This is a genomic window from Bartonella sp. MU37NMGALS, from assembly GCF_042194015.1.
Lineage (GTDB): Bacteria > Pseudomonadota > Alphaproteobacteria > Rhizobiales > Rhizobiaceae > Bartonella > Bartonella grahamii.
In genome coordinates this window covers 26,340-49,873 of record NZ_JBHIML010000009.1, presented here as the reverse complement: position 1 = coordinate 49,873, position 23,534 = coordinate 26,340, and the positions used below count along the sequence as shown (strand labels likewise).

The window sequence follows — 23,534 nt, the reverse complement described above, 5'->3', positions numbered from 1 at the left end:
ATGTTCTAGAAGGTGTTTTAGCCATTAGGTATCATCATCTTTACGCTTATGGAGAAACAAGCCGACACTATCATACACTTTGCCAGTTCGTGGGTGTTGCGGACAGTCCTTGGCACTTGAGACGATTCATAAAAGGAATTTTTAGTCCTTTCTTTCACGTTTTTATCCATACGGGACTTTTTCCGCTTGTAATGTGCAAGCAAATAGCTTGTGATTGATTCAATATAAACAGGTTGGGAATGAGAGAATCCTGCGGTATGAGGGGCTCTCATCCAACATGTAAAACAATGAATACTCAATATGATGCATTTTTTAAGTGTGAAGAGAACTGTGCAACACCTTACACATATGCACTATTTAGGAGAATTCCAAGGTCATTTTTATTGTTTTTTATATACGTTCAGTTTTGTTTTTTCGTTGCATTTGTGTGCGAGGGGGTTTTGTGTGCGATTTTTGTGGTGTTGCTTATTATAATCGTTGAGTAAGCTTTGTCTTTAGCAATGCCGAAAAGATGCGTTATAAAGAGGTTTTTTGTGCAATGCTATGACGCATCTTTTTGTATGAGTTAATGAATAAAAATTATTGTTTCAAGATACAAGCATTTCCCTCTTAAGGTTGCCCATCAAACAGACTTCTTTCCATTCATCTTCTGTCACGGGTTGCACTGATAAGCGGCTGGCTTTAACCAGCACCATATTTGCTAGTTTGGGATTGGCTTTAATTTGTTTTAATGAAACAGGTGTTGGCATGTCACAAAGTGCACGGATATCCACACATTCCCAGCGTGGATCAGAGCTTTTAGAATCAGGGTGTGCTTCAGCACATATTTCTACAATACCTACAATTTCTAAACCTTTATTTGAGTGATAAAAAAAACCCTTATCGCCATATTTCATGGCTCGCATATTATTACGGGCTTGATAATTTCGTACACCATCCCATTGTTCGCCATTAACTCCTTTTTTCTTTTGCATCTCCCATGACCATTTGTAGGGTTCAGATTTAAAAAGCCAATAAGCCATGAGTTCTCCTTTTTCATAGACTGTTATGCATTCATAATGTGTATTTTTATAAGCATCTTTGTAACACCATCAACGATGATTTTTAAAATGGGGTAAAGAACTGGTATTATCTGTTTTTTCTTGTTTCAAAATAATATGTAGGAGAGAACCATGATCTATTGATATTTCATGTTGTATAAAGGTATTTTGCTCTTTGATTATCTTTTCAGCTATGGTTTGAAATGCGGTCACTATAAGAGTTTGTTAGAGAAAATTAAGAAAATTGATTCTAAAAAGCTTTAAATTACAACGGCAATGAAACGAATAGATGATCGAAGATGATGAGGTCAAAGAATAGCATTCATATCTATACTTTGTGGGAGAGAGTAGATCTTACTATGCCGTAAAATACTGTCGTTTGAAGTGTAGTGATATAAGGCTGTTTTTTGAAACATAAAGTTTTTTAGAATGTGTGGTGAATATTTAGGCTTGCGTGTTGAGCTTTAGGTTAAGTGAATTGTGTGAGTGCGAAGCAGGTGGAATCCGATCGATAGAGAATTCGGATTATCTACAGACCGGATTGAGTAGAAATCTTCGTTTTTTAAGATGTGTGTGTGGGGGGAACGTCAATTTTATTATGCTTTTGTTCCACGGCGTCCCATTCCGATTAAGGGGGTGGCTTTTTCATCTAATGGCCAGCGTGAGCGGGGTGCAATGTCGAGAGAGCTTGTTTCTCCTCGTACGAGTTTTTGTGCACCGGCAAAAGCAATCATTGCAGCATTATCGGTACATAAGGAAAGAGGAGGGGCTATAAATTCAAAACCATGTTGATGGGCAAGTTCTTGCAACGTAGAACGAATGGCTTGGTTTGCGGCAACACCGCCCGCGACAACCAAAGCAGGAGAACGCTTTCCTTGATTATGAGAGAGAGGATATTGGTGGGTAAAGTGTTGTAGGGCTAGGTGAATACGATCATGTATCGTATCGGTTACGGCGGCTTGAAAACTTGCGGCAATGTCAGCAATATCATTTTCTGTAAGAGGAGCTATGGCTGTTGCGGCTTGTCGAACAGCAGTTTTTAGTCCGGAAAAAGAAAAATCTAACCGTTTTTCACCTTTTAAAGGTCGTGGAAGGGGAAAGCGATTTTTATCACCAAATAAAGCTGCTTTTTCAAGTGCTGGTCCACCAGGATAAGGAAGACCTAAAAGTTTTGCAGTTTTATCAAAGGCTTCTCCTAATGCATCATCAATGGTGGTTCCTAAACGTTGGTAGTTGCCTACTCCATGAACAATGATTGTTTGTGTATGACCCCCTGAAACTAAAAGTAATAAATAAGGAAAGCTGACGCTGTGCGTTAAGACAGCTGTTAAAGCATGTCCCTCTAAGTGATTTACCGCAATAAATGGTTTGCCAGTGGCAAGAGAGAGTGCTTTTGCGCTCATAACGCCTACCAACAATCCTCCTATCAAACCAGGTCCACTGGTGGCTGCAATGCCATCAATATCTTTTAATTTTGTGTTTGCTTCTGTTAGTGCTTGCAGAATTAAATGATCAAGAACTTCAACATGGGCACGAGCAGCAATTTCAGGAACAACACCACCGTAAGGTGCATGGTGATCAATTTGGCTCCAAACAACATTGGAAAGAATTCGGCTGTTTGATTCATTGTTATATTCAATGACAGCCGCTGCCGTTTCATCACAACTTGTTTCTATTCCTAGAAGACGCATTTTAAACAAAACCTTATATTGAAGCTTCTTTCCTGTGTGCGTATCATGAACAGAAAAAGATGCAAAGTATTTCTCTTAGAATTGATTTTTCTATGAAAAATATGTGTTTTGGTATTTTCTTTGAATTTCATGATATTGTTGATTAAAAAATAAAGCTGTATTTTTGAGTACAAAATGCAAATGTGTTTTTAAAAACTTGTCTATTAAAGTCTATAATTGTAAATATTATTGAGAAAAATGAGATTTGGAAAATTTTTATAAAGTTATACTCTTTATAAAAAGAATGTAAAGCAAACGAAGATATTTGAGAAAAGCTTCATTTTTAAAACTTTTTTCATTTTATTATTTTATCATTAAAAAAAGTGTGCACAAAAAGTGACAGAGATGGTCGATTCTTCAAAACCAAAAGTTAAACCACATTATGCTGGTACGCGCCGTAAGAAACCAGTTATTGAACATGAAGCTGTTCTCCATGATTCAGAGGAAAAAATCCACAATTCTGTAGAATCTCATGCGCGAGAAAAACAGAATATGCAAGGTCAGGATAAAAGTACCTCTAGTACAACTTGGCTTTTTTTGTCCCTTTCTGGGATTTTGGGGGGATTCATTGCTTTGGGAATTTTTATGGGGCTTCAATGGGCTGGTCTTTTTCCTTCTCCTTTTGTGGCAAATTCTGTTGGGGGGGGAAAAGCTTTGCAGATTGCTGAAGCCGCAAAAAGTCAAGGTAAAGACACAAAGGAACAATTGAGCCGGGTCTTTAAAGAAATCGATATGTTAAAAACAGAGTTTTCTTCTTTTTCATCACAACAGTTTAAAACAACGAAAAATGATGAACTATCGAAAGAAGAAAGCAAAAAAGCTTTTGCAATTTTAGAGGAAAAAGTAAAAGCTCTTGAAGAAACTGTACAAACTTTTGTTAGAGAGTCGAAAGAGATAGAGACGGCTTTGTCTGTTGGGCAGAGCAATGCAAATGATCTTGCTGCGTTAAAACAACAGTTAGAAACACTACAGGAAGAAACTGCTGTTAAAAATAGTGAGAAAAGAGAAATAGATACCGCGCTTTTTACTGCAATTAGTTCATTAAAAAATGCTGTAGAGCGTGGTGGATCTTATAATAATGAATTAAAGCTGTTACAGCAATTATCGCCTTCGATTGATGGACTTGATGTGTTGCAAAAGACAGCTACTGTGGGTCTTCCAAGTTCAGCACAACTTTCAGTTGATTTTGCTCATGTTGCCGATGCAATTGTTGGTACGCAAAATCTTGTTGCGTCAGATGCTGGTTTTTTTGACCGAATTTTAGCATGGATAAAAGGGCTCATTGTTTCGCGACCGATTGGAAATGTTGAAGGGATGACGCTTGGGGCTATTGCGGCACGCATGGAAGTTGCCATTCAAGCTGGTGATTACGAAAAGGCTTTGAGCGAATGGCAATCATTGCCTCAAAGTGCAAAAGATGTTTCAATGGATTTTGTTAAGCAGCTTGAAAGACATATTGCTATTCAACAGTTGTTGCAGCAATTGTTATTGTCTGTGCAACAAGGATCTTTTAAAGCAACAAAGATGTAAATAGGCCCAAGATGATACGTGTTTTTATTTATATTTTTGTTGTTTGTATCCTCGGTTTAGCTTTCACGTGGGTTGCTAATCACAATGGTATTTTTGTTCTCACATTTTTGCATTTCAGATTTTCTGCTTCATTTCTTACAGTGTTAAGTGTGCTTATTTTGTTTTTTGTAACGCTGGTGCTTTTATGGTGGTTATTGTCTTTCTTTTTTTCTATACCAAGTACTCTTTCCAATTATTTGTATAAACGCCATAAAAAGCGCGGTTATGAAGCTCTTTCAAAGGGGATTCTTGCAACTTTTGCTGGTGATAGTATGGTTGCGCAAAAAATGGAAGCACGGGTTGCTAAATATCTTGCAGGAAAACAAGAGCCATTGGTAAAATTCTTACAAGCGCAAACCTTGTCTTTACAAAATAACTCTGTTCGGGCCATCGGTCTTTATGAGGAGATGAGAAAGGAAGATCCAACAAAACTGGTTGGACTTTATGGTTTGTTTCGTGAAGCGATGAAGAGTAAAGCTTATGAGGCAGCGCAACAATATGCCGAAGAGGCACTGACTTTATCGCCAGCACTTTTATGGGCGCATCAGGCGGTGCTTGATCGGTTAAGTACTGAGGGTAAATGGGATAAGGCACTTACTATTTTTGAGAGAACGCAAAAAGCTCTCCCGCGTTCTGTTCGCGCGACTCCAGAGCGGCAGCATATACAGGTTTTACTATTAAGTGGGCAGGCACTTTCTTTGTTTGATACACATCCTGTACAAGCACGTGAAGCCATTTTGAAAGCCCATAAATTGGCGCCTGATTTTGTTCCAGTAATAGTTATTGCTGCTGATATTCTTTATAAGTTAAATGAAACGCGTAAAGCGGATAAAATGATTATAGCGGCTTGGCAAAAGAATCCTCATCCTGATTTGGGGACGCTTTATCTTGAAAGAGAAGAAGGAGCCATTGGGCGATTAAAAAGGGCTAAGACACTTGCTTCTTATAATAAAGATGCATTTGAATCGGCTTTCCTTATTGCTAAAGCAGCTTTAGATGCTGGTGAGACAGCATTAGCGAGAGAGCAGGCAAAAAAAGCATTACAGTATCATCCACGGGAAAGTGTTTATTTATTGTTGGCAGATATTGAAGAGGCACAGGGAAACAATCAAGGTGCTGTGCGTCAATGGCTTTCTTTAGCACTTCGTGCTGAACGTGATCCAGTATGGATGTGTGATGGGTCCATTTTTTCTTCTTGGTCAGCGGTTTCTCCAATCAGTGGACGTTTGGGCTGTTTTGAATGGAAGGCGCCTCCCTGTATGCCTTCTCTCACATTAGAGGCGGACAATATTGTGCCGAAAAAGCAAGACAAAGAGTATGTTATGGGGAAAAGTGATGGTGTTGAAGATAAGAAGCTTGAAAAATTAACACCTATAGACGATTCTCTTTTGCATAATGCGCAGGTGGAGAAACAAGATATAAAAGAACAAGATGTAAAAATGTTCAGTCAAACTCACTTAAATGTTGATGATCCAGGGGTGAAAACAGAAGAAGAAACATCTTTATCGAGGAAAAAATTTCGTTTATTTTAAATTGCACCAATGTGATAATACAAATGTTTTCTCAGAAGAAACAATTGACCTAGAAGAAAAAATATCGTTAGTCTTGTCCAATAAAATTATTCTCTTATGCTTTAAAAATGAAGTTTTGCTTGGTTGCAGAGGTGATTGGTTAAAAAATGTTTTTACATCAGAGATGTCTTGATAAAAAACAAAAAAATAACAAACCAAGGATTGCTGTTGTTATTCATCGGCGGTCTACCTATACTGGTCGTTTAGGAAAATTTTTACAACAAAATGGTTTTGTTCTTGATATTTATCGTCCTATTTTTGGACAAAAACTCCCTGATACATTAGAGCATTATGCCGGTGTTGTTATTTTAGGGGGGCCGATGAGTGTGAATGACAGCGAAGCCTATATTGGTGAGGAAATTGATTGGATTTCGTTATCACTGAAGGAAAATAAGCCTTTTTTGGGTATTTGTCTTGGAGCGCAAATGTTAGCGCGAAATCTAGGGGGGCGCGTTGGTACAAGAAGTGATGGGACTGTTGAAGTCGGCTGGTATCCACTAGAAGCAACCCCTCAAGGGAAGGAATTGATGAATTGGCCAGAAATGGTCTATCATTTTCATGATGAAGGTATTTATGATTTACCGAAAGAGGCAATGCTTTTGGCAACAGGGCATACATATCCTACACAAGCTTTTCGTTATGGAAACAATGCATGGGGTTTGCAATTTCATGCTGAGTTTACACGTGCTATGATGCGACGGTTAGTCGTGCGTTCGGCACATAAATTGACTGAAAAAGGTGCTCAACCTGCTTGTGCACATTTGAAAGGTCGTTTAATTTATGATCAAGCTTTAAGCCAATGGTTTGAAGGTGCATTACACCAGATTTTTTGTGTACCGACCGCATTTGTGTGAGTGTTAGAAACACTATTTATTATCGTTCTTGTTGTGCTGTAAAACAGTATCGTTTAAGGCAGAGATAGAAAACTCATGTAAAACTTTACACATGAGGTATTTTTTGTTAGAAAGTGTAATGGATTTTCTTAAAAAGATCTTGGTGGGTGGACTTATGAGATACTGTACTTTAGAACGATGTATAGGAACTCCTTGAAGTGATCAGTAGATAAAATCCGGTCGATTAAGAAGTTGGATTGTTTATAAACTGACTGTGGTTAAGAATCTTTGTCCTTTTTAGGGTGGGGAGGAAGTTAAGAGATAAAGAAAGTTTTAATGTTGTCTAAATCCTTTCAAATACCGTCATCACAAAAGAGATTTTCTTTGAGCTATTTAATTTGTGGGCTCCTTTGTCTTGCTCTGATATTTATTTATAGCGCACTCTGGTTTTTTTTTCACGTAAAATAGAAGAGCAAGTTTCTGATATATTTGCAAAAGCGTCTTCCTATAATATGGCGGCGGTATGTGAGAATGTGCGCAAGGATGGTTATCCTTTACGTATCGGTGTTGTTTGCGACAATTTTCAATTTTCTTGGCCTTTACATGGGGTTTCTGTATCGACGGGGCGTTTGACAGCTGGTGCACCAATTTATGCACCTCATTTGGTCGAGTTTAATGTTCATTCTCCTGCATCAATTGTTTTTTCCGGACAAACTTCCATAGTATCGCGTTGGCGCAATTTGGTTATTGAAACAGAACCTTATTGGAAAACGGGTAAAACATTGAAGTTTATAGCTGAAGGGCTTGAAATTTCACCTCTTTCCTCTTCCCTTGAAGATCAAAAGCCTCAAGAAGCATTAGGAGAACAAACAACAGATAAAAAAACGACACAGGAAAATGTAGAAGATCAAGCATCTTTGCAAAATACGCATGACATGATTACTCAGCCGTTAGAGACAAAAGATATGCCTCAAAAAATAACGGCAGAATTTTTGCGCTTTGATCTGAAACATGAAAAGAATGATTTGTTGGGAAATATAACTTTTGACGGTTTTGATGTTTCTCTAGTTTTTACATCTTCTTTTGTTGATGTCCCAAAAATTGATGGTAACTTGAAAGTGATTTTAAATGACATCTCTTTTTTGTCTGAAGATGAAGGGAAAAATTGGCAACAGCGACTGTATGGAAAAAGTGGGCTTTTAAAGCAAGGTGAATTGACTTTTCATACAGGTGGTGGGTTACGTATTAGTGGACCTTTTTCTTTTGATGAAGAAGGATATTTGACAGCAGAATTCGAACTTGTCCATATTCAGCCCATGAAGCTTCTTAACACTTTGCAGCGCTTATTTCCCGCGCAGGACAATAATCTTCAAGCGTTATTTTTTATTTTGGGTGCACTGCCTAAAAATGCCGATGGCGCTCCCGTTCTCCCCTTGCTCATTAATAATGGGTGGGTAAAATTAGGTTTTTTAAAACTTGGTCGTCTCGCTCCACTTTAGGTTTTGTACCCAAGCCTTTTTTCATTTTTACCACCAAATTTCGATTTTTTCTGATTTTTACACTTTTTTTGCAATTTTAGAGTGTCAAAATCTATTTTAACAAAATGCGTATTTAATGGTAAAAAAATAGCTGTAAAAATAAAAAATTACCACTTACTCCTAACTAATCCCACCTCTTTTCACTTAGTACAAAATCTTATGTCAAACTACATATAGCAACAGTGTTTGTGTGGAAAAAGTGGCATTTTAAAGTATGCTGAATTGCCTTTTTATACAGGTAGTGTGGTGCCGTGTTAGGAACCTTTTTTCTTTATGTATGGAATTTTGAGCATATTGCAGATGTCTGTTTAGAGTGACCTTTGAAATAGGTAAAACAGCTTAGTTGGATGAGAATATGAAGTTGTAAAGAGGAGAATGGACGTCCGTTTTTACTGTCGTTTTTTATTCGATTTCACGTATTTCAAAAGCAGTTACAGTCATATCTTTTAAATAATGGATTAAGCATATCCTTTTGTTTCTGATGTTTTTTAATGCAGCCATATGTCTTCCACGTAAAACAGAATATATTTGTATTGCATATTTACGCATTTGTTAAAAAAATATTTCTCAGTGCTTTCTATTTCACGATGTTGCCTATGAATGGTATAATGATAAAGCCATTAAGCACCACCATCTTTTCGTTTATGGAGTAAGAAGCTAGAAGGGGGCATTTAGTTCTTTCTTTAATGTTTTTTATCTATACGCTTTTCTCATTTGCAATATGCAAGGGGCAATGCGTTTAATTGATTGAATATAAACAGACTTGAAATAAGAAAAACTTAGAATATCAGCTTCTCCTTCAACATAAAAATAATAAAACTATGATTGTAAATCAATATATTATATTTTTATGTTGAAGGATATTTGACAGTAAAATTTGAATTTATTTTTTATTTTAAGCGCTTTGTCTCAAAATGCGGGATAGCGCTTCCGTTCTTCCCTTACTAATTAGTCATGTATGGATAGAACGGGAGATTGAATGGGTTGTTTTGTATCTGCTTTAGGTTTTAAAGCCAGTATTTTGAAGTTGAGAAATCAATCCTGCTGCAAAAGTAAAACGAGAAATATTGAGATCATTTTCAATAAGGGCACTAATGCGGTTTGTAATGTTGTGAATATGATTTTCTTCTGTTTTTTTCCAAGTGTCAAAAGGATCTTTTTTCTTTCCATAATTTTTGAGGATTTTCATAACGATTTGCCGTAAGCTTTCAGAAACATTTTCTTTGGCTTGGCTTAAAGCCATACTATCATAATAATCTACTACAGGAATTATACGACTTGCTTCGTTAATGCGGTTTATACGAATGATTTGTGCAAGTGAAAAATAGATCTCTGCGGTTTTAATAAGATCACTGTTGCTTTTTTTTGCAATTAAAGAAATATCACAGATTGTTGAAGCAGCTTCTAAGAGAGCTAATTGCTTCGCTAATGCTTTTGGTGCTCCCTCTTCGCTGTAGTGTAATGCTTTTTCCTCAATCTTTTGCTTAATATCGTTGTCGTGAGAATGCATAAGCTCTTTTTCAATAATGCTACGGGCTTGCTTTATTGTTTTTACGATTTCTTCTAATGGACGTGAGAGATCTATGTTGTGTAAACCCCAACTGGTTGTTTCAAAGAGCATTGGGGTCATTGCTGCGTAGAATTTGTTTTGGACAAGACCGGGTATTTTATTATCAAGCTTATCAATTTGCTCAGACAATTGAGGAATTTCAAAACCATCGCGAATGGCAATGAAAACGCGAATAATATTTTCAGCTTTTTGTTCTGTTGCATCGTGTAGTCTATTAACAAAAGTGGGGCCTCCACGATTTACAATATCGTTGGCAATCAGCGTTGCTATAATATTACGACGCAATTGATGGTTAATGACTTCCTTCTTAAAATTTTCTTGAATTTGTGTTGGAAAATAGTTCAGCAAGGTTGTATTGAAATAGTGATCATCAACAATGGGGCTATTAGCAATTTCTTCTTTTAAGGTTAATTTAGCATATGCAAAAATAACAGCGAGTTCTGGACGGAGAAGACCTTTGCCTTGGGTTGTTCTTTGTCGTAAAATTTGCTCATCAGGGAGTATTTCAACTCTACGATCTAGAAGCTTTTTTTGTTCCAAATCGTGCATAAAGCGTATTTGATAGGGCAAATCAGTAGTGCTTTGATTTTCCGCCAAAGAAAGAGCAAGGGGTTGTAGATAATTGTTGCGCAAAACGAGTTGCTCGACTTGAGGTGTCATTTTTTTCAAGAGCTTATTGCGATCTTCGCGGGTTAACGTTTTGGCACGTAGTGCTGATGCAAGAACAATTTTGAGATTGACCTCAATATCAGAACAATTCACACCAGCAGAATTGTCAATGGCATCCGTATTGCATCGACCACCATTTAAGACATATTCAATCCGTCCGCGTTGTGTAACACCAAGATTAGCCCCTTCGCCAATAATTTTTGCACGCACTTGCTCTCCGGTAATGCGTATCGCATCATTCGCACGATCACCTACTTGGGCATCATTTTCTGTTGCTGCGCGGATATAAGTACCAATGCCGCCGAACCATAAAAGATCAACAGGGGCTTTGAGAAGAGCAGATATAATTTCAAAGGGTGTTCCTGTTTGTTTTTCGAAACCAATGGCTTGTGCTGCTTCAGGTGAGAGAGTAATGGTTTTTTCTTTTCGTGAGAAGATACCACCGCCCTTTGATAATTTGCTTTGATCGTAATCTTGCCAGCTGGAGCGAGGAAGTTTAAAAAGGCGCATACGCTCTGCATAGCTTTCGTCTATGCTTGGATCTGGATCAATAAAGATATCGCGGTGATCAAAAGCGGCAATCAATTTTGTTTGTTTGGAAAGTAGCATCCCATTACCAAAGACATCGCCAGACATGTCTCCAACACCGACACAGGTGAAGGGCGTTGTTTGAATATCCTGATCAAATGTTTCTCTAAAATGTCTTTTGACAGCTTCCCATGCACCTTTGGCTGTAATACCAATGGCTTTGTGGTCGTAACCTGCTGAGCCTCCAGAGGCAAAAGCATCATCGAGCCAAAAGTGATTTGCTTGGCTGATGGCGTTGGCGGTATCAGAAAAAGTTGCTGTTCCTTTGTCTGCTGCGACAACAAAATAGGGGTCAGGGTCATCATGACAGATGACATTGGGGGGAGAACTTATTTTGCCGTTAATTAGATTGTCTGTGATTGAGAGCAAAGCTGTGATAAAGTCTGTATAAGCTTGTTGTGCTGCTTCTATAATGAGAGCACGGTCATTTGTTTGGGGAAGCCGATGGGGATAAAAACCCCCTTTTGCACCTGCAGGAACGATAACTGCATTTTTAACTTGTTGGGCTTTGACTAAGCTGAGGACTTCGGTACGATAATCTAATGCGCGGTCAGACCAACGAATGCCACCACGAGCGATAGGTCCAAAACGCAAATGTACCCCTTCAACTTCCGGTCCATAAACAAAAATTTCTCGGTAAGGGCGTGGTTCAGGCAAATCCTCAATTTGGCGCGGATTTAATTTGGTGGCTAAAATACGCCGTGGACTTCCATCGTCAAGAGGCGTAAAGGCATTCGTTCGTAAACTCGCATCGATAAGGTTGCAATAACGGCGTAAGATGAGATCATCATCTAAACCAGACACTTTCCGTAATTTTTCTCCAATACGCTTTTGAATAACCTGTTGGCTTTTTTCCCGTTCTTTTTCTGTATGGCTTTGGTGAAACTTTAAATGAAATAAAGCATAAAGATCTTGGGTAATGTCAGGATAAGCATTTAAAGTTTGGGCAACGCGATCTTGCGAATAAGGAATACCAGCTTGCTGGAGATAGCGCCCATAATGGCGCAAAATAACAATTTCATGCCAATCAAGTTCAGCTGTTTGGGTGAGTGCATTAAAAGCGTCATTATCAGCATTTTGTGCCCAAATTGCCTCAAAGGTTTCGGCGTGTTTTTGACCGTTTTTTTCAAAATCGATATAGAGCTGGAAAGTACTTTCCAGCTGCATATCATGAAGATACACAGAGTGCCCATAGCCATCTGGTAATTCAAGGGTTTGTTCGGCAATAACGCGAAACCCCATGTTTTCAAGGAGTGGTACGCGTTTGGAAAGGGCAAGAGCTTCATGGCGGTGAAAAAGCCGAAGAGAAATAGTACGTTTTTCTTTATTTTGTGTGTGATAAAAGTTCACGAAAAGGGGCTTCTCATCATGAAGATTTAAAATATGTCCTGCATCGTTAATAGCGTCTTCAGCTGAAAATAAATCACGATAGCTGTTGGGAAATTCGCTGGCTAGACGTGTTTGTTGCTCTGTTGTTTTCTGAGTAAGAGCGATGGCTTGAACGCTGTCTTCCCAACTTCGTGCAATCGAACGTACATGTTGTTCAAGTGTGGAGCGCTCGTGAAGGGGAACAGTCTCGTTTCCTTTGCGATGGATGATATAATAGACACGTATAAGGGTGCTTTCCAAAAATAGCGGATAAGATTCAAAAAAGTCGCCTTTATAGAGCTCAACAAAATGTTCGCCAACTTTTTCACGCAGGCTGCTGCTATATTGGTCACGCGGTACGTAGACAAGGATAGAAACAAAGCGCCCAAAAGAATCAGTGTGGGCAAGAACCCGTAAACGTGGGCGCTCATCTAATTGTAGAATAAGTTTAGTGTTTTCTGTCAATGTATCAACATCAGAGCGAAACATTTCATCTCTTGGATAGGTTTCTAAAGCACTGACGAGTGCTTTTCCTGAATAATCGGCGTGATTGTGTCCAAGACGTTGAATAATAGTTTGGGCTTTTTCTTTTAAGAAAGGAATTTGCAAAATAGAACGTGTATAAGCTGAGGAGGTAAAAAGCCCTACAATGCGTAATTCTCCACAGAGTTGTTTTTCTTTATCAAATATTTTAAGACCAATATAATCGAGCCAGACAGAACGGTGAATTTTGGAGCGACTGTTAGCTTTTGTCACGATAAACAGATTATCGCTTTCCATGAAGGATAAAACTTCTTGAGGAGGTTCTTTCATACTTTCATCGTCAACAATATGAATAGAAGCATCCGTGAGTATACCAAGTTCAATATTACTCGCTGTAAAGGATTTTAGGGGTTTTTGGTCTTTGATGAAGTTGTAAGTGCGCATACCAAGGAAAATGAAATTATCGTCCATTAGCCAGTGAAGAAATTCAATAGCCTTTTCACCTTCTTGTTTGTAGTGCGGGGGAAGGCTTATTTGGTAGGCATGAATATGCTTTTTAACTTCTTCAAGCATAGGTTTCCAGTCTTGTACAGCAGCATTAACCTGTTCAAGAACTAAGATGAGTTCATTTTCAAGTTTTTGTATTTGCTGTTTGTTTAATGACTCGATGTGAATTTGCATCAGACTGATGCGTTTTCCAGAAGTACAATCAAGAATAGGGTGCGCAATTAAATAGATATGGTTTTTGTGTTGATTGAAAACATTTAAAATAGAATCGAGAAGGAAGGGTTTGTTATCATTGACAAGCGTGATGGCGGTTATAGGCTTGTTATTACGGGTCAAATTTTGGTCAAAGTAGATAGTATTTTTTCCCGTCTGATGGAGATTAAAAGCTTTTACTGCGATGGCTGCGGCTTTTTGAAGTTCTTTATTTTCGTAATAAACAATATCTTCTTCATCTGTTTGAGCAAAAAGGATTTCTTCTATTTTATCTTGGGTGTTTTTTGTTTCTGTTTTTTTTTGTTGCAACACATTCACTCTCCCTTTTTGCTCTTAGGGGTCTTCTCTTCTCTTTTTAAAAGCAGACCATTATATTTTTGTATACTGTAACACCTTCTTCTTGAAGAAAATAGCTCTTTATTTGGAAAGAATGAGTTTGTTTTTGCTGTTTTTTAGTAATATTTTGTACTTTAAAGAAATATTTTGCTTCAAGGAAAGGGCACTTTTAGTATTTTTGTATGTTAATAGTTTGTTTTTTAAAATATACAAAATGAAAGTAAAAAAAGAAGCAAAAGTAAAGAGAGAATGGCGCGTTTACCAGAAAGACTTTTAAGTGGTTACCAAAACTTTATAAACAATCATTTTTTATATAAAATAGCAGATTATCAGCAATTGGCGATTGAGGGGCAGAAACCTGAAGTTTTGGTCATTGCTTGTTGTGATTCGCGTGCAGTACCAGAAATGATTTTTGATGCTAAGCCAGGGGAAATTTTCACTTTGCGCAACGTGGCGAATGTGGTTCCTCCTTTTTCTCCTGATGACCAATATCACGCAACATCAGCAGCTCTTGAATATGCTGTGCAATTGCTTAAGGTGAGACATATTGTCGTTTTTGGTCATGCCCATTGTGGAGGCATTCGTACTGCTCTTAATGAGACATATAAATCTTTATCATCAAATGATTTTATTGGTCAATGGATAAGTCTCTTAGCACCAGCAGCAGAAATCGTTTTGAATAATAAGTCGCTGTCGTGGCCAGAAAAACAGACGGCATTAGAGCAGCTTTCTATTCGCCATTCGTTGAGAAATTTAGAGACGTTTCCGTGGATAAAGCTTCGCAAAGATCAAGGTTTTTTGACATTGCATGGGGTTTGGTTTGATATCTCTAGCGGAAAATTATGGAGTATAGAACAGGAAACAGGTTGTTTTATGCGTGTTGAAGTTGAAAGTTTTGAAGTATAGTATTTGCTGTTTTTATTTCTTCGTATAAAAAGACATTTTATGATAAAACTTGACAAAGCTGGGGTTTTATTGTTTGAAGGAGCAAGCTTTCAGTGACAAAATTAACTTGGAGCCACCGACTGAGACCCCAGTTTAAGGGTATAAAGAGATCTCAGAGGTCAACATCCGACGGCGCGATGCGTTCTCGGATGTTATTTTGGTTTGTTTGTTATGCAACAATGAGGTAAATGATGTTTGAATCCTTGCAAGAGCGACTTGGTTCTATTCTGTCTCATTTGACGGGACGTGGCGCTTTATCGGATCAGGATGTTGTAGAGGCGCTGCGTGAAATTCGTCGCGCTTTATTGGAAGCTGATGTTGCTCTTGATGTTGTACGCTCTTTTACCGATAGGGTTCGGGAAAAAGCTGTTGGGGCCGAAATCGTTAAATCAATTAAACCAGGCCAAATGGTGGTTAAAATTGTTCATGATGAATTGGTTCATATTCTTGGAAATGAAAGCGTTCTGAGTGATTTAAATGCACCAGCTCCAGTTGTTATCATGATGACTGGTTTGCAAGGTTCCGGAAAAACAACTACAACAGCAAAGCTTGCAAAACGTTTTACTGATAAGCATAATAAAAAAGTTCTCATGGCGTCATTAGATACACGCCGTCCCGCTGCACAGGAGCAATTGCGCCAATTGGGAGAACAGGCAAAACTTGCAAGCTTGCCTATTATTGCGGGTCAGCTGCCTGTTGATATTGCATCACGTGCCGTGCAGGCTGCTAAATTAGGTGGTTATGACGTGCTTCTTCTTGACACAGCAGGACGTAATCATATTGATGAAGCTTTGATGCTTGAATTGGCTGAAATTAAAGCATGTGCCCTTCCTCATGAGATTATGTTGGTGGCTGATAGTTTGACGGGGCAAGATGCCGTTCATCTTGCTCGTTCTTTTGATGAGCGTGTAGGGATTACAGGGATTATTTTAACACGGATGGATAGTGATGGGCGTGGTGGTGCTGCTCTTTCTATGCGTGCTGTTACAGGTAAACCAATTAAAGCAATTGGAACTGGTGAAAAAATAGATGCCTTAGAAGAATTTCATCCCAGTCGTATTGCTGATCGTATTCTCGGAATGGGGGATATTGTTTCTTTGGTTGAAAAAGCTGCTGAAACAATGGATCATGAGAAAGCTGCTGCTTTTGCAAAAAAAATGCAAGCCGGAAAATTTGATCTGAATGATCTTGCAGAACAGTTGCAGAAAATGAAAAAACTGGGTGGAATGGGCGGTATTATGGGCATGTTGCCAGGAATGGGGAAGGTCAAAGAGCAGATTGCGGCTGCGGGGTTTGATGATCGTTTGTTTGATCGTCAATTGGCCATTATTTCATCTATGACACTGCAAGAGCGGGCGAATCCAGAGCTTTTAAAACATAGCCGCAAACAGAGAATTGCTAAGGGATCTGGTACAACGGCAGCTGATATTAATAAACTTTTAAAGATGTATCGCCAAATGGCTGATATGATGAAAGCCATGGGTGGTAAAGGAAAAAGTGGTTTGATGGGAAAAATGTTGGGAGGACTTGGTTCCAAAATGGGTTTTGGTGGTATGGGAAATTTGGGGGGGGATTCTCCAGCTATGCCTGATTTGTCAGGATTGGATCCAAAGCAATTCTCAACGCTTCAAAAGCAAATTGAAAATGGTAATGGAGAGAAGTTCTTGCCCGGACTTCCCAAGCGTGGACCTATATTTCCTGGTCTTTCCAATGGCATTGCCGATAGGGGAAAATTTCCTCAGCATCCTAAGAAAAAATAAGATGTGAAGAGGGAAAGGAATATGATGCAGGAAACAGTATTAAAAGAATTAGCACATTTACGAGCATCTATTGATAATTTTGATGCAACTTTGATTCATATCTTAGCAGAGCGTTTTCGTTGTACGAAAGCTGTTGGGCGCTTAAAAGCGCGTTATGATTTGCCTAAAGTAGATCCTCTGCGTGAGCAATATCAGGTAGAGCGTTTGCGGCAATTGGCTATGGATAGTGATCTTGATCCTGATTTTGCTGAAAGATTTTTAAAATTTATTATTAAAGAAGTTGTGAGTCATCATGAAGTTATTGCTGAAGAGCAAAAAACAAAAAAGTCAATTTAAACGAAAGCCAGAGCTGACAATAGGAGATAAAATATGGCATTGAAAATTCGTTTGTCCCGTGGAGGTTCAAAAAAACGTCCTTATTATCATATCGTCGTTGCAGATGTTCGTAGTCCGCGCGATGGGCGGTTTCTTGAGCGTGTTGGTGCATGGGATCCAATGTTGCCTAAAGATGGACCGAGGGTAAAACTTAATGAAGAACGTATCCAATATTGGCTTGGGCAAGGGGCTCAACCAACAGATCGCGTTTTACGGTTTTTAGATGCAGCTGGCTTGAAAAAGCGTCCAACTCGTAATAATCCACATAAAGGTGAACCGGGTAAAAAAGCACAAGAACGTATAGCAGCAGCAAAGCAAGCGGCAGAAGAAGCAGCGGCAGCGGCTGAAGCAGAATCTGCTTCAGCATAAGAAGCATGGTTGTTTATCAACGTGTCTTTAAAAGCTTTAGAAAAATAAATATTATCCGTTTTTGTTTATCAAAAACGGATTTTCTTTAAAAAGTGGCTTGTTTAAACAGCGCTGGTTTTTTAAAAATCAATGGTTTTAAAAGTCAATAGCGCGGCCTTTAATTTCCCAGTCTCCATAGCGGGAAGGGTCTTTTCCGCCGCGTCCGCCGTTTTCTGAAGGTTGTTCTTTTTTTGCTGCGCTTTTTCGCCTTTCTTCAGCTTCTTTAAGGGCGCGTTGTGCTGCGGGAGAAAGAGATTGCTGTTTAACGACAGTTGCGTTTTTTTTGCTTGTATTCTCATCTTTTTTATTCATTTTACACCTATTCCATTGAAGAAGCAGAAAGAAAACACCATCATATAATATTGATTGACTTTTATCATGGAGTTTTTTGAGTAATGAATATAATGCGTACAGCCATGCTTTTGGCTTTTTTAACTGCTCTTTTTATGGGAGTTGGTTATCTTGTTGGAGGGGGCGGTGGCATGGTCATTGCTCTTTTGATGGCAAGTGGTTTAAACTTTTTTTCTTATTGGAATTCGGATAAAATCGTTTTACGCATGTACGGGGCGCGTGAAGTTGATCAGCATTCAGCACCAGTTTATTATAAGATTGTAAGCGATTTAGCACAAAGGGCTTCTCTTCCTCAACCAAAGGTTTATGTTATTGAGAATGCACAGCCAAATGCTTTTGCGACGGGACGTAATCCGCAAAATGCTGCTGTTGCTGCAAGTACTGGGTTGTTAGAGCGGTTGAGTTCAGAGGAAATTGCCGGCGTTATGGCGCATGAGCTTGCACACATTGAGCATCGTGATACCTTAACAATGACTCTAACCGCGACGATTGCAGGGGCAATTTCAATGCTTGGTAATTTTGCTTTCTTTATGGGAGGACCGCGGAACTCTTCAGAAGATTCTCATGGCGCTGGGGCAATTGGAGGATTTATTGCATTGCTCGTGGCACCTTTTGCAGCGATGCTGGTGCAAATGGCGATTAGCCGTACGCGGGAATATGCTGCGGATCGGAGAGGGGCTGAAATATGTGGTAATCCTTTATGGTTGGCTTCGGCATTGCGTAAGATTGCTGATGGGGGACGTGGGGTATATAATGAAGAAGCAGAGCATAATCCAGCAACCGCGCATCTGTTTATTATTAATCCTTTGAGCGGTGAGGGAGCGGACAGTCTTTTTTCGACACATCCAGCAACTGCAAATCGTATTGCTGCTCTTTATCAGCAAGCAGAAGAGATGAAAGGGGCTCTTGCCAAAAGTGTGGGATGGAATAAAGAAGACGCTATACATGAAAAAAGCAGCGGGATGAGCTATGCGGATTTTCATAGTGGTCAGGCTCATACATTAGGTGAGCAAGAAAACAGTCCTTTTCAGCGTGTTACAAAGCGTCCTTCTTGGCTCCGTTATGAAAATTCAAAAAGATCTCGTTCATAGAGTTATTGAGGGATTTTTTAAGGAAATAGTGATATAAAGGTGGTGTTTTGAAACACAAAAAAGCGGGGCATGTGTCTGAAAAAAATGTTCCAGGGTTAGCTGTTCGACAGGTGTGTGTGCGTCTTTTGGGGGCAGTAGTTGATAAGTACACGCCTCTGTCTGGTTTGACGGATAATGAACACGGACATCCACAATATTTAAAGCTTTCACAGCGAGATCGTTTGTTATGTCGGGCTATTTTAACAGCTTCATTGCGTCATCGAGGGCAGATTATGGCGGCTCTCTCACGCTTTTTGGCGCGTCCTTTGCCTTCACAAGCACTTTCACTTCAGCATCTTTTGCATATCAGTGTTGCACAAATTCTTTATCTTGATATTCCCGATCATGCGGCTATTGATTTAGCTGTGCGTGTGGCGAAACTTGATCCTCGAATGCGCCGTTTTTCAGGGGTGGTGAATGCTCTTTTGCGCAATGTTGCACGTGAGGCAGAGCCTTTACGTCAACAAGTTCCTACCATTGAAGGTGTGCCAGCGTGGTTTGGACAGCTTTTAATATCAGCTTATGGAACAGAAAAGGCGCATCAGATTATAGCAATTCAAAGTGTGGAACCCCCTTTCGATTTGACAGTGAAATTTGACAGTGTTGGATGGGCTAAAAGGCTTGGCGGTGTGGTGTTGCCCAATGGTTCTGTTCGATTAAATCGTCTGGAGAGTTCTGTTTCTGATTTACCAGGCTATAGTGAAGGAACTTGGTGGGTTCAAGATTTCGCTGCAGCGTTGCCTGCTTGTTTACTAGGAACACTTCGGGGTAAACGAGTTGCTGACCTTTGTGCGAGTCCTGGGGGAAAAACAGCACAATTGGTTTTACAAGGGGCAGAGGTGACAGCAATTGAGCTTTCTGCTAACCGCGTAAAGCGTTTAAAAGAAAATATGGAACGGCTTCGTTTTTCAGTTCACATTTGGCAGGGTGATGTGAGAAATTTCCATCCCACACAGCTTTTTGATGCGGTTCTTCTTGATGCTCCTTGTTCTTCTACTGGAACGATCCGTCGTCATCCAGATATTTTATGGACGAAATCGAGGGATGATATCATCAAGTTAGCGGCGTTGCAAAATGATTTACTTGTCGCAGCAATTTCCTTGGTAAAGGTGGGGGGACGGATTATTTTTTCCAATTGTTCATTGGCAAGAGAAGAAGGTGAAGATCTTATTGAAAAAATTTTATCGACACGCAATGACATTGTTTTAGAACCTATTTATCCAGGGGAAATGGGAGCACTGGCACATTTGCTTTGTGGGGGGATGTTACGTACAACGCCTGCGGATTTTTGTCATAAAAATTTTGATGCTGAGAAAACCGTATTTTTAGGAATGGATGGTTTTTTTGCTGCGCGCTTACGAAAAATTGCTTAATTAACGCTTCATTTACAAAAATGGTCGAAATTGTATTTGATTCAGCATAAATGGAGATGAAATTTTGGCGGTTGCGGTAAAAGCTCCTCAGGTAAAAGTGGCAGCCTGTATCGATACGATACAGAATATTATGCGGCGTTTATGGGTTGGACCATTGTTTCGTTGGCGGTTTTCAGGGTTTCGTCCTCATAAAATTTTAGCGCATCCCATGGATTTGCATGTAGCAGACCCTATGATGGCGCATGAATTTTATCATGGTCGTTTTGCTTTTGCTGGTCACATTGTTCATTCTGGTGCTGTTTCGCCGTTTGCATTGGTTCCACCAACGCTAGAATGGGAAGCAGCTCTACATGATTTTCATTGGTTGCGCCATATGGAGGCAGCAGGAAGTGATTTAGCTTCTGCACATGCACGCTCTCTTTTAGAAGATTGGTTTGACCATGCTGGAAAGAAGGTAAAAGGGCTTGCTTGGAGTGGTCCTGTTGTGGCGCGGCGCTTGATTTCATGGATTTGTCATTCGAAAATGTTGTTAGAAGGGGCAAGTGAACGGTTTGAAAAACGCTTTTTACGTGCGCTTGGTTTGCAATTTCGTTATTTGCGCGTAACAATTTGCAGTATGGAGCATGATGACCGACGTTTACAAGCAGCAGCGGCTTTGACGTTCGCATCTCTTGCTTTGCCTGTTTCTGTGGCAGTGAAAAAAAAGGTACAAACCACACTTATAAAAGAGCTTTCCCGTCAAATCCTAGTTGATGGTGGGCATATTTCTCGTAGTCCTGTTATTTTGCTGAATTTGTTATCGGATTTATTGTCGTTACGGCATCTTTTTATGCGTAGCAATGAAACAGCACCACGTATTTTGATTGATTCTGTTGAGCGTATGTTGCCAGCTTTACGATTCTTTATCCATGAGGATCAAACGTTGGCTCATTTTAATGGGGTTGGTCCCCTTGTGTCGGAACGGTTATCGTCCCTTTTGAAGCTTGATGAAACAGGAGGGCATCCTTTTAGTTATGCCCGTTATTCAGGATTTCAGCGCTTAAAAGCCAATCAAACAACAGTGCTTGCAGATACAGGAAAGTTTCCACCCCGCTTTGTAGCACAGCAGGCTTGTTCGGGGTGTTTGTCTTTTGAAATGTCTTCACAAGGGCACCGTTTTATTATCAATACTGGTGTTAATCCTGATGGTCGGGAAGATTATCGACATTTAGGGCGTGTTACTGCAGCACATTCAACAGCTACGCTTAATGATTGTTCAGTGGGTGCTTTTTATCATAAAAAGAAAAATGGCGCGCCATTTTTGTTTGATGGACCCAGGGAAGTTCAAGTGCGCCGTATAGAGGATTCAGAGAAGACGGGTTTTATTGCGAGTCATAATGGTTATGTGCGACCTTTTAATCTTATTCATGAGCGTGGTGTTATTTTGGCGACAAATGGAGATATGATCGAAGGTTTTGATCGCTTTTTTATGCCAAATAAAGGGGGAAAGAGACACAAGAGTGTGCAAAATGAACAAAATCATGTTGCTGTTCGGTTTCATCTTCATCCACAAGTTGAAGTTAACTATGATGGCAAACGTGTCTGTTTAGCCGTAAAGAACGAGAACGTGAAGAGCGAACAAGTATGGTATTTTATATCGCCTGATGCAGATATTTTTCTTGAAGATTCGATTGATTTTGCAGAATTAACAGGTCCACAACGGACACAACAGATTGTTTTATATTTTCGTCCTGCATTTCAGGAAAAAGTTCGTTGGCGTTTTATCCGTAAAGCGTTTGATAAAAAATCAGAACATTGTTCCAACCCATAGTATATTGCGTTTTATCTTCGTGGCGCAAAACATCATCGTTTATTGTGGTAATATTCTCAAAATTTGAAGATCATATAAATTTTATACATGAAGCATTTTGTTAGAGTATAGGTTGGATGTTTTTAGGCAAGGTTTGCTCATAGAATCTCATGAGGTGATGCTAAGAGAGAGGGATTGGCTCCCGAAAAAAGAGTTTTTAACAGACCATTGTTGACAGATGAGTACTGGTTAAGGATCTTCATTCTTTAAAGATGCGGAGAGAAAATAAAGCTGTTGCTTATCTTCGATAAGTTCTTAAGTGTGCTGTTGGGATCAATATTTCTCTCTGAGAGAGTTGCATTAATAGGGTTACGTTCCTCACAAAAAACAGAGCGCTATTTATTGCATATTCACGGACTTATATTAAAGAAAAATCCCTTAATACTTCCAAGCCTATTTCGCGACGATGTCTGTGATGGGTATAACGGTAAATCCATGAAGCACCTCATCTTTACGCAAGGAGCAATTCGGCACTATCACACTATTTATAGTGCCCAATATTTGTAACAAGCTCTTAGCATTAGAGATGGTTCATAAGAGGCATTTTTAGAATTTTCTTAATAGTTTTTATCCACACAGGACCCCCCGCTTGTAACGTGCAAGCGAATGGTTTTGGTTGATTCAACACACATAGATTTTGAATGGGAGAATCTTCGGTATTCGGGGTTCTAATTCAATATGAATAACGCTAAATTATTAATCAAATATTATACATCACAGAAGCACTGAAAATTCAAGAAACAATACATAGCAGCGCCCGAAAAAGACAGCCCCTCCGCTCTTTGTTATTATACTAAAAATGAAGTCATAATAACAAACCACAAAATGCGTGTTTTTTCATAGCAAAGCACTCTCTCAAATGCTTCAAATAACTTTTATAAAGATTTACGCGAATAACGCCGTGCAATCGAATCAATATCACCTCGACAAATTCCAAGATCGCTGAGTTCATATGTTGAAAGACAACTTAATGCATTAACGGTTCGACGATAACGGCGCCAATTACTATAAAAACGTAGAATATTCATATCCTCTACTCAAACTTTTCATTTCACTCTTTAGGTTTAAGAATAGAGCATATTACTAAAAAGAGTTGTGTTATAATATCATAACAGGTATGCATCTACATACAAAATAATACCCTTTTAACATTTTGCTCATGTGAAAGGGAAACCATTAAAAATATTAACAACGACAATATAGTATCCCTAAATAATGATTAAATTATGTGCATTTTCTGTGGTGATAAACTTCTTCACGAGTAGATTCTTTGGATTGAATAACTGCTTCCATTTCAACAGTTATCAATAGTCATATGATGATTATGA

The 23,534-nt window shown here is 39.1% G+C and carries 15 protein-coding genes and 1 pseudogene; 11 read left to right on the top strand and 5 right to left on the bottom strand.

Going from position 1 to position 23,534, the window contains the following annotated elements:
• Positions 1 to 587: 587 nt before the first annotated feature.
• Complete coding sequence (locus ACFIJP_RS06290) at positions 588 to 1,022, bottom strand: EVE domain-containing protein (RefSeq protein WP_375626338.1); 435 nt, start codon at positions 1,020 to 1,022, stop codon at positions 588 to 590.
• A gap of 614 nt (positions 1,023 to 1,636) precedes the next feature.
• Positions 1,637 to 2,731, bottom strand: coding sequence for a tRNA (adenosine(37)-N6)-threonylcarbamoyltransferase complex transferase subunit TsaD (gene tsaD / locus ACFIJP_RS06285; protein ID WP_375626336.1), 1,095 nt, complete (start codon positions 2,729 to 2,731; stop codon positions 1,637 to 1,639).
• 384 nt (positions 2,732 to 3,115) lie between these two features.
• Between tsaD and ACFIJP_RS06280 the strand changes: the two genes are divergently transcribed.
• The 4 genes from ACFIJP_RS06280 (at position 3,116) to ACFIJP_RS06265 (ending at position 8,242) form a co-directional block, all read left to right on the top strand.
• Entirely contained in the window at positions 3,116 to 4,300 is a 1,185-nt protein-coding gene (locus ACFIJP_RS06280) for a COG4223 family protein (protein WP_375626334.1), read from the top strand.
• Between the two features lie 11 nt (positions 4,301 to 4,311).
• Entirely contained in the window at positions 4,312 to 5,871 is a 1,560-nt protein-coding gene (locus ACFIJP_RS06275; protein WP_375626332.1) for a heme biosynthesis protein HemY, read from the top strand.
• 146 nt (positions 5,872 to 6,017) lie between these two features.
• Positions 6,018 to 6,764 carry a glutamine amidotransferase gene (locus ACFIJP_RS06270; RefSeq protein ID WP_375626031.1) on the top strand — a complete coding sequence of 249 codons (747 nt, stop codon included), beginning with the start codon at positions 6,018 to 6,020 and terminating at the stop codon, positions 6,762 to 6,764.
• A 422-nt stretch (positions 6,765 to 7,186) separates the two neighbouring features.
• A complete protein-coding gene (locus tag ACFIJP_RS06265) occupies positions 7,187 to 8,242 on the top strand; it encodes a DUF2125 domain-containing protein (RefSeq protein ID WP_375626293.1) in 1,056 nt (351 codons plus the stop codon).
• 1,039 nt (positions 8,243 to 9,281) lie between these two features.
• Here ACFIJP_RS06265 and ACFIJP_RS06260 read toward each other — a convergent pair.
• The gene (locus ACFIJP_RS06260; protein ID WP_375626029.1) at positions 9,282 to 13,991 is read right to left on the bottom strand and encodes an NAD-glutamate dehydrogenase; all 4,710 of its coding nucleotides are present in this window, start codon (positions 13,989 to 13,991) and stop codon (positions 9,282 to 9,284) included.
• A 273-nt stretch (positions 13,992 to 14,264) separates the two neighbouring features.
• Between ACFIJP_RS06260 and ACFIJP_RS06255 the strand changes: the two genes are divergently transcribed.
• From ACFIJP_RS06255 to rpsP, 4 genes and pseudogenes are all read left to right on the top strand, one after another.
• Positions 14,265 to 14,921 (top strand): carbonic anhydrase, encoded by a 657-nt coding sequence (locus ACFIJP_RS06255; RefSeq protein ID WP_375626027.1) that lies wholly within the window; start codon positions 14,265 to 14,267, stop codon positions 14,919 to 14,921.
• Positions 14,922 to 15,151: 230 nt separating this feature from the next.
• Positions 15,152 to 16,720 (top strand): signal recognition particle protein, encoded by a 1,569-nt coding sequence (ffh, locus tag ACFIJP_RS06250; protein WP_375626291.1) that lies wholly within the window; start codon positions 15,152 to 15,154, stop codon positions 16,718 to 16,720.
• Positions 16,721 to 16,744: 24 nt separating this feature from the next.
• Positions 16,745 to 17,073: pseudogene (locus ACFIJP_RS06245) on the top strand (chorismate mutase).
• Between the two features lie 16 nt (positions 17,074 to 17,089).
• Positions 17,090 to 17,464, top strand: coding sequence for a 30S ribosomal protein S16 (gene rpsP, locus ACFIJP_RS06240; protein ID WP_273787601.1), 375 nt, complete (start codon positions 17,090 to 17,092; stop codon positions 17,462 to 17,464).
• 135 nt (positions 17,465 to 17,599) lie between these two features.
• Here the strand turns inward: rpsP and ACFIJP_RS06235 are convergent, their stop codons facing one another.
• Positions 17,600 to 17,815, bottom strand: a complete 216-nt coding sequence (locus ACFIJP_RS06235) for a DUF1674 domain-containing protein (RefSeq protein WP_375626329.1) — start codon at positions 17,813 to 17,815, stop codon at positions 17,600 to 17,602.
• An 83-nt stretch (positions 17,816 to 17,898) separates the two neighbouring features.
• On the opposite strand from ACFIJP_RS06235, the gene htpX reads away from it, so the two are divergent.
• The 3 genes from htpX (at position 17,899) to ACFIJP_RS06220 (ending at position 22,167) form a co-directional block, all read left to right on the top strand.
• Positions 17,899 to 18,945, top strand: coding sequence for a zinc metalloprotease HtpX (gene htpX / locus ACFIJP_RS06230; protein ID WP_375626328.1), 1,047 nt, complete (start codon positions 17,899 to 17,901; stop codon positions 18,943 to 18,945).
• Positions 18,946 to 18,992: 47 nt separating this feature from the next.
• The gene (locus ACFIJP_RS06225; protein ID WP_375626326.1) at positions 18,993 to 20,357 is read left to right on the top strand and encodes an RsmB/NOP family class I SAM-dependent RNA methyltransferase; all 1,365 of its coding nucleotides are present in this window, start codon (positions 18,993 to 18,995) and stop codon (positions 20,355 to 20,357) included.
• Between the two features lie 64 nt (positions 20,358 to 20,421).
• The gene (locus tag ACFIJP_RS06220; protein ID WP_375626324.1) at positions 20,422 to 22,167 is read left to right on the top strand and encodes a heparinase II/III family protein; all 1,746 of its coding nucleotides are present in this window, start codon (positions 20,422 to 20,424) and stop codon (positions 22,165 to 22,167) included.
• Positions 22,168 to 23,081: 914 nt separating this feature from the next.
• On the opposite strand, the gene ACFIJP_RS06215 is transcribed toward ACFIJP_RS06220, so the two are convergent.
• Entirely contained in the window at positions 23,082 to 23,234 is a 153-nt protein-coding gene (locus ACFIJP_RS06215) for a DUF1127 domain-containing protein (protein ID WP_273787606.1), read from the bottom strand.
• Positions 23,235 to 23,534 lie beyond the last annotated feature (300 nt).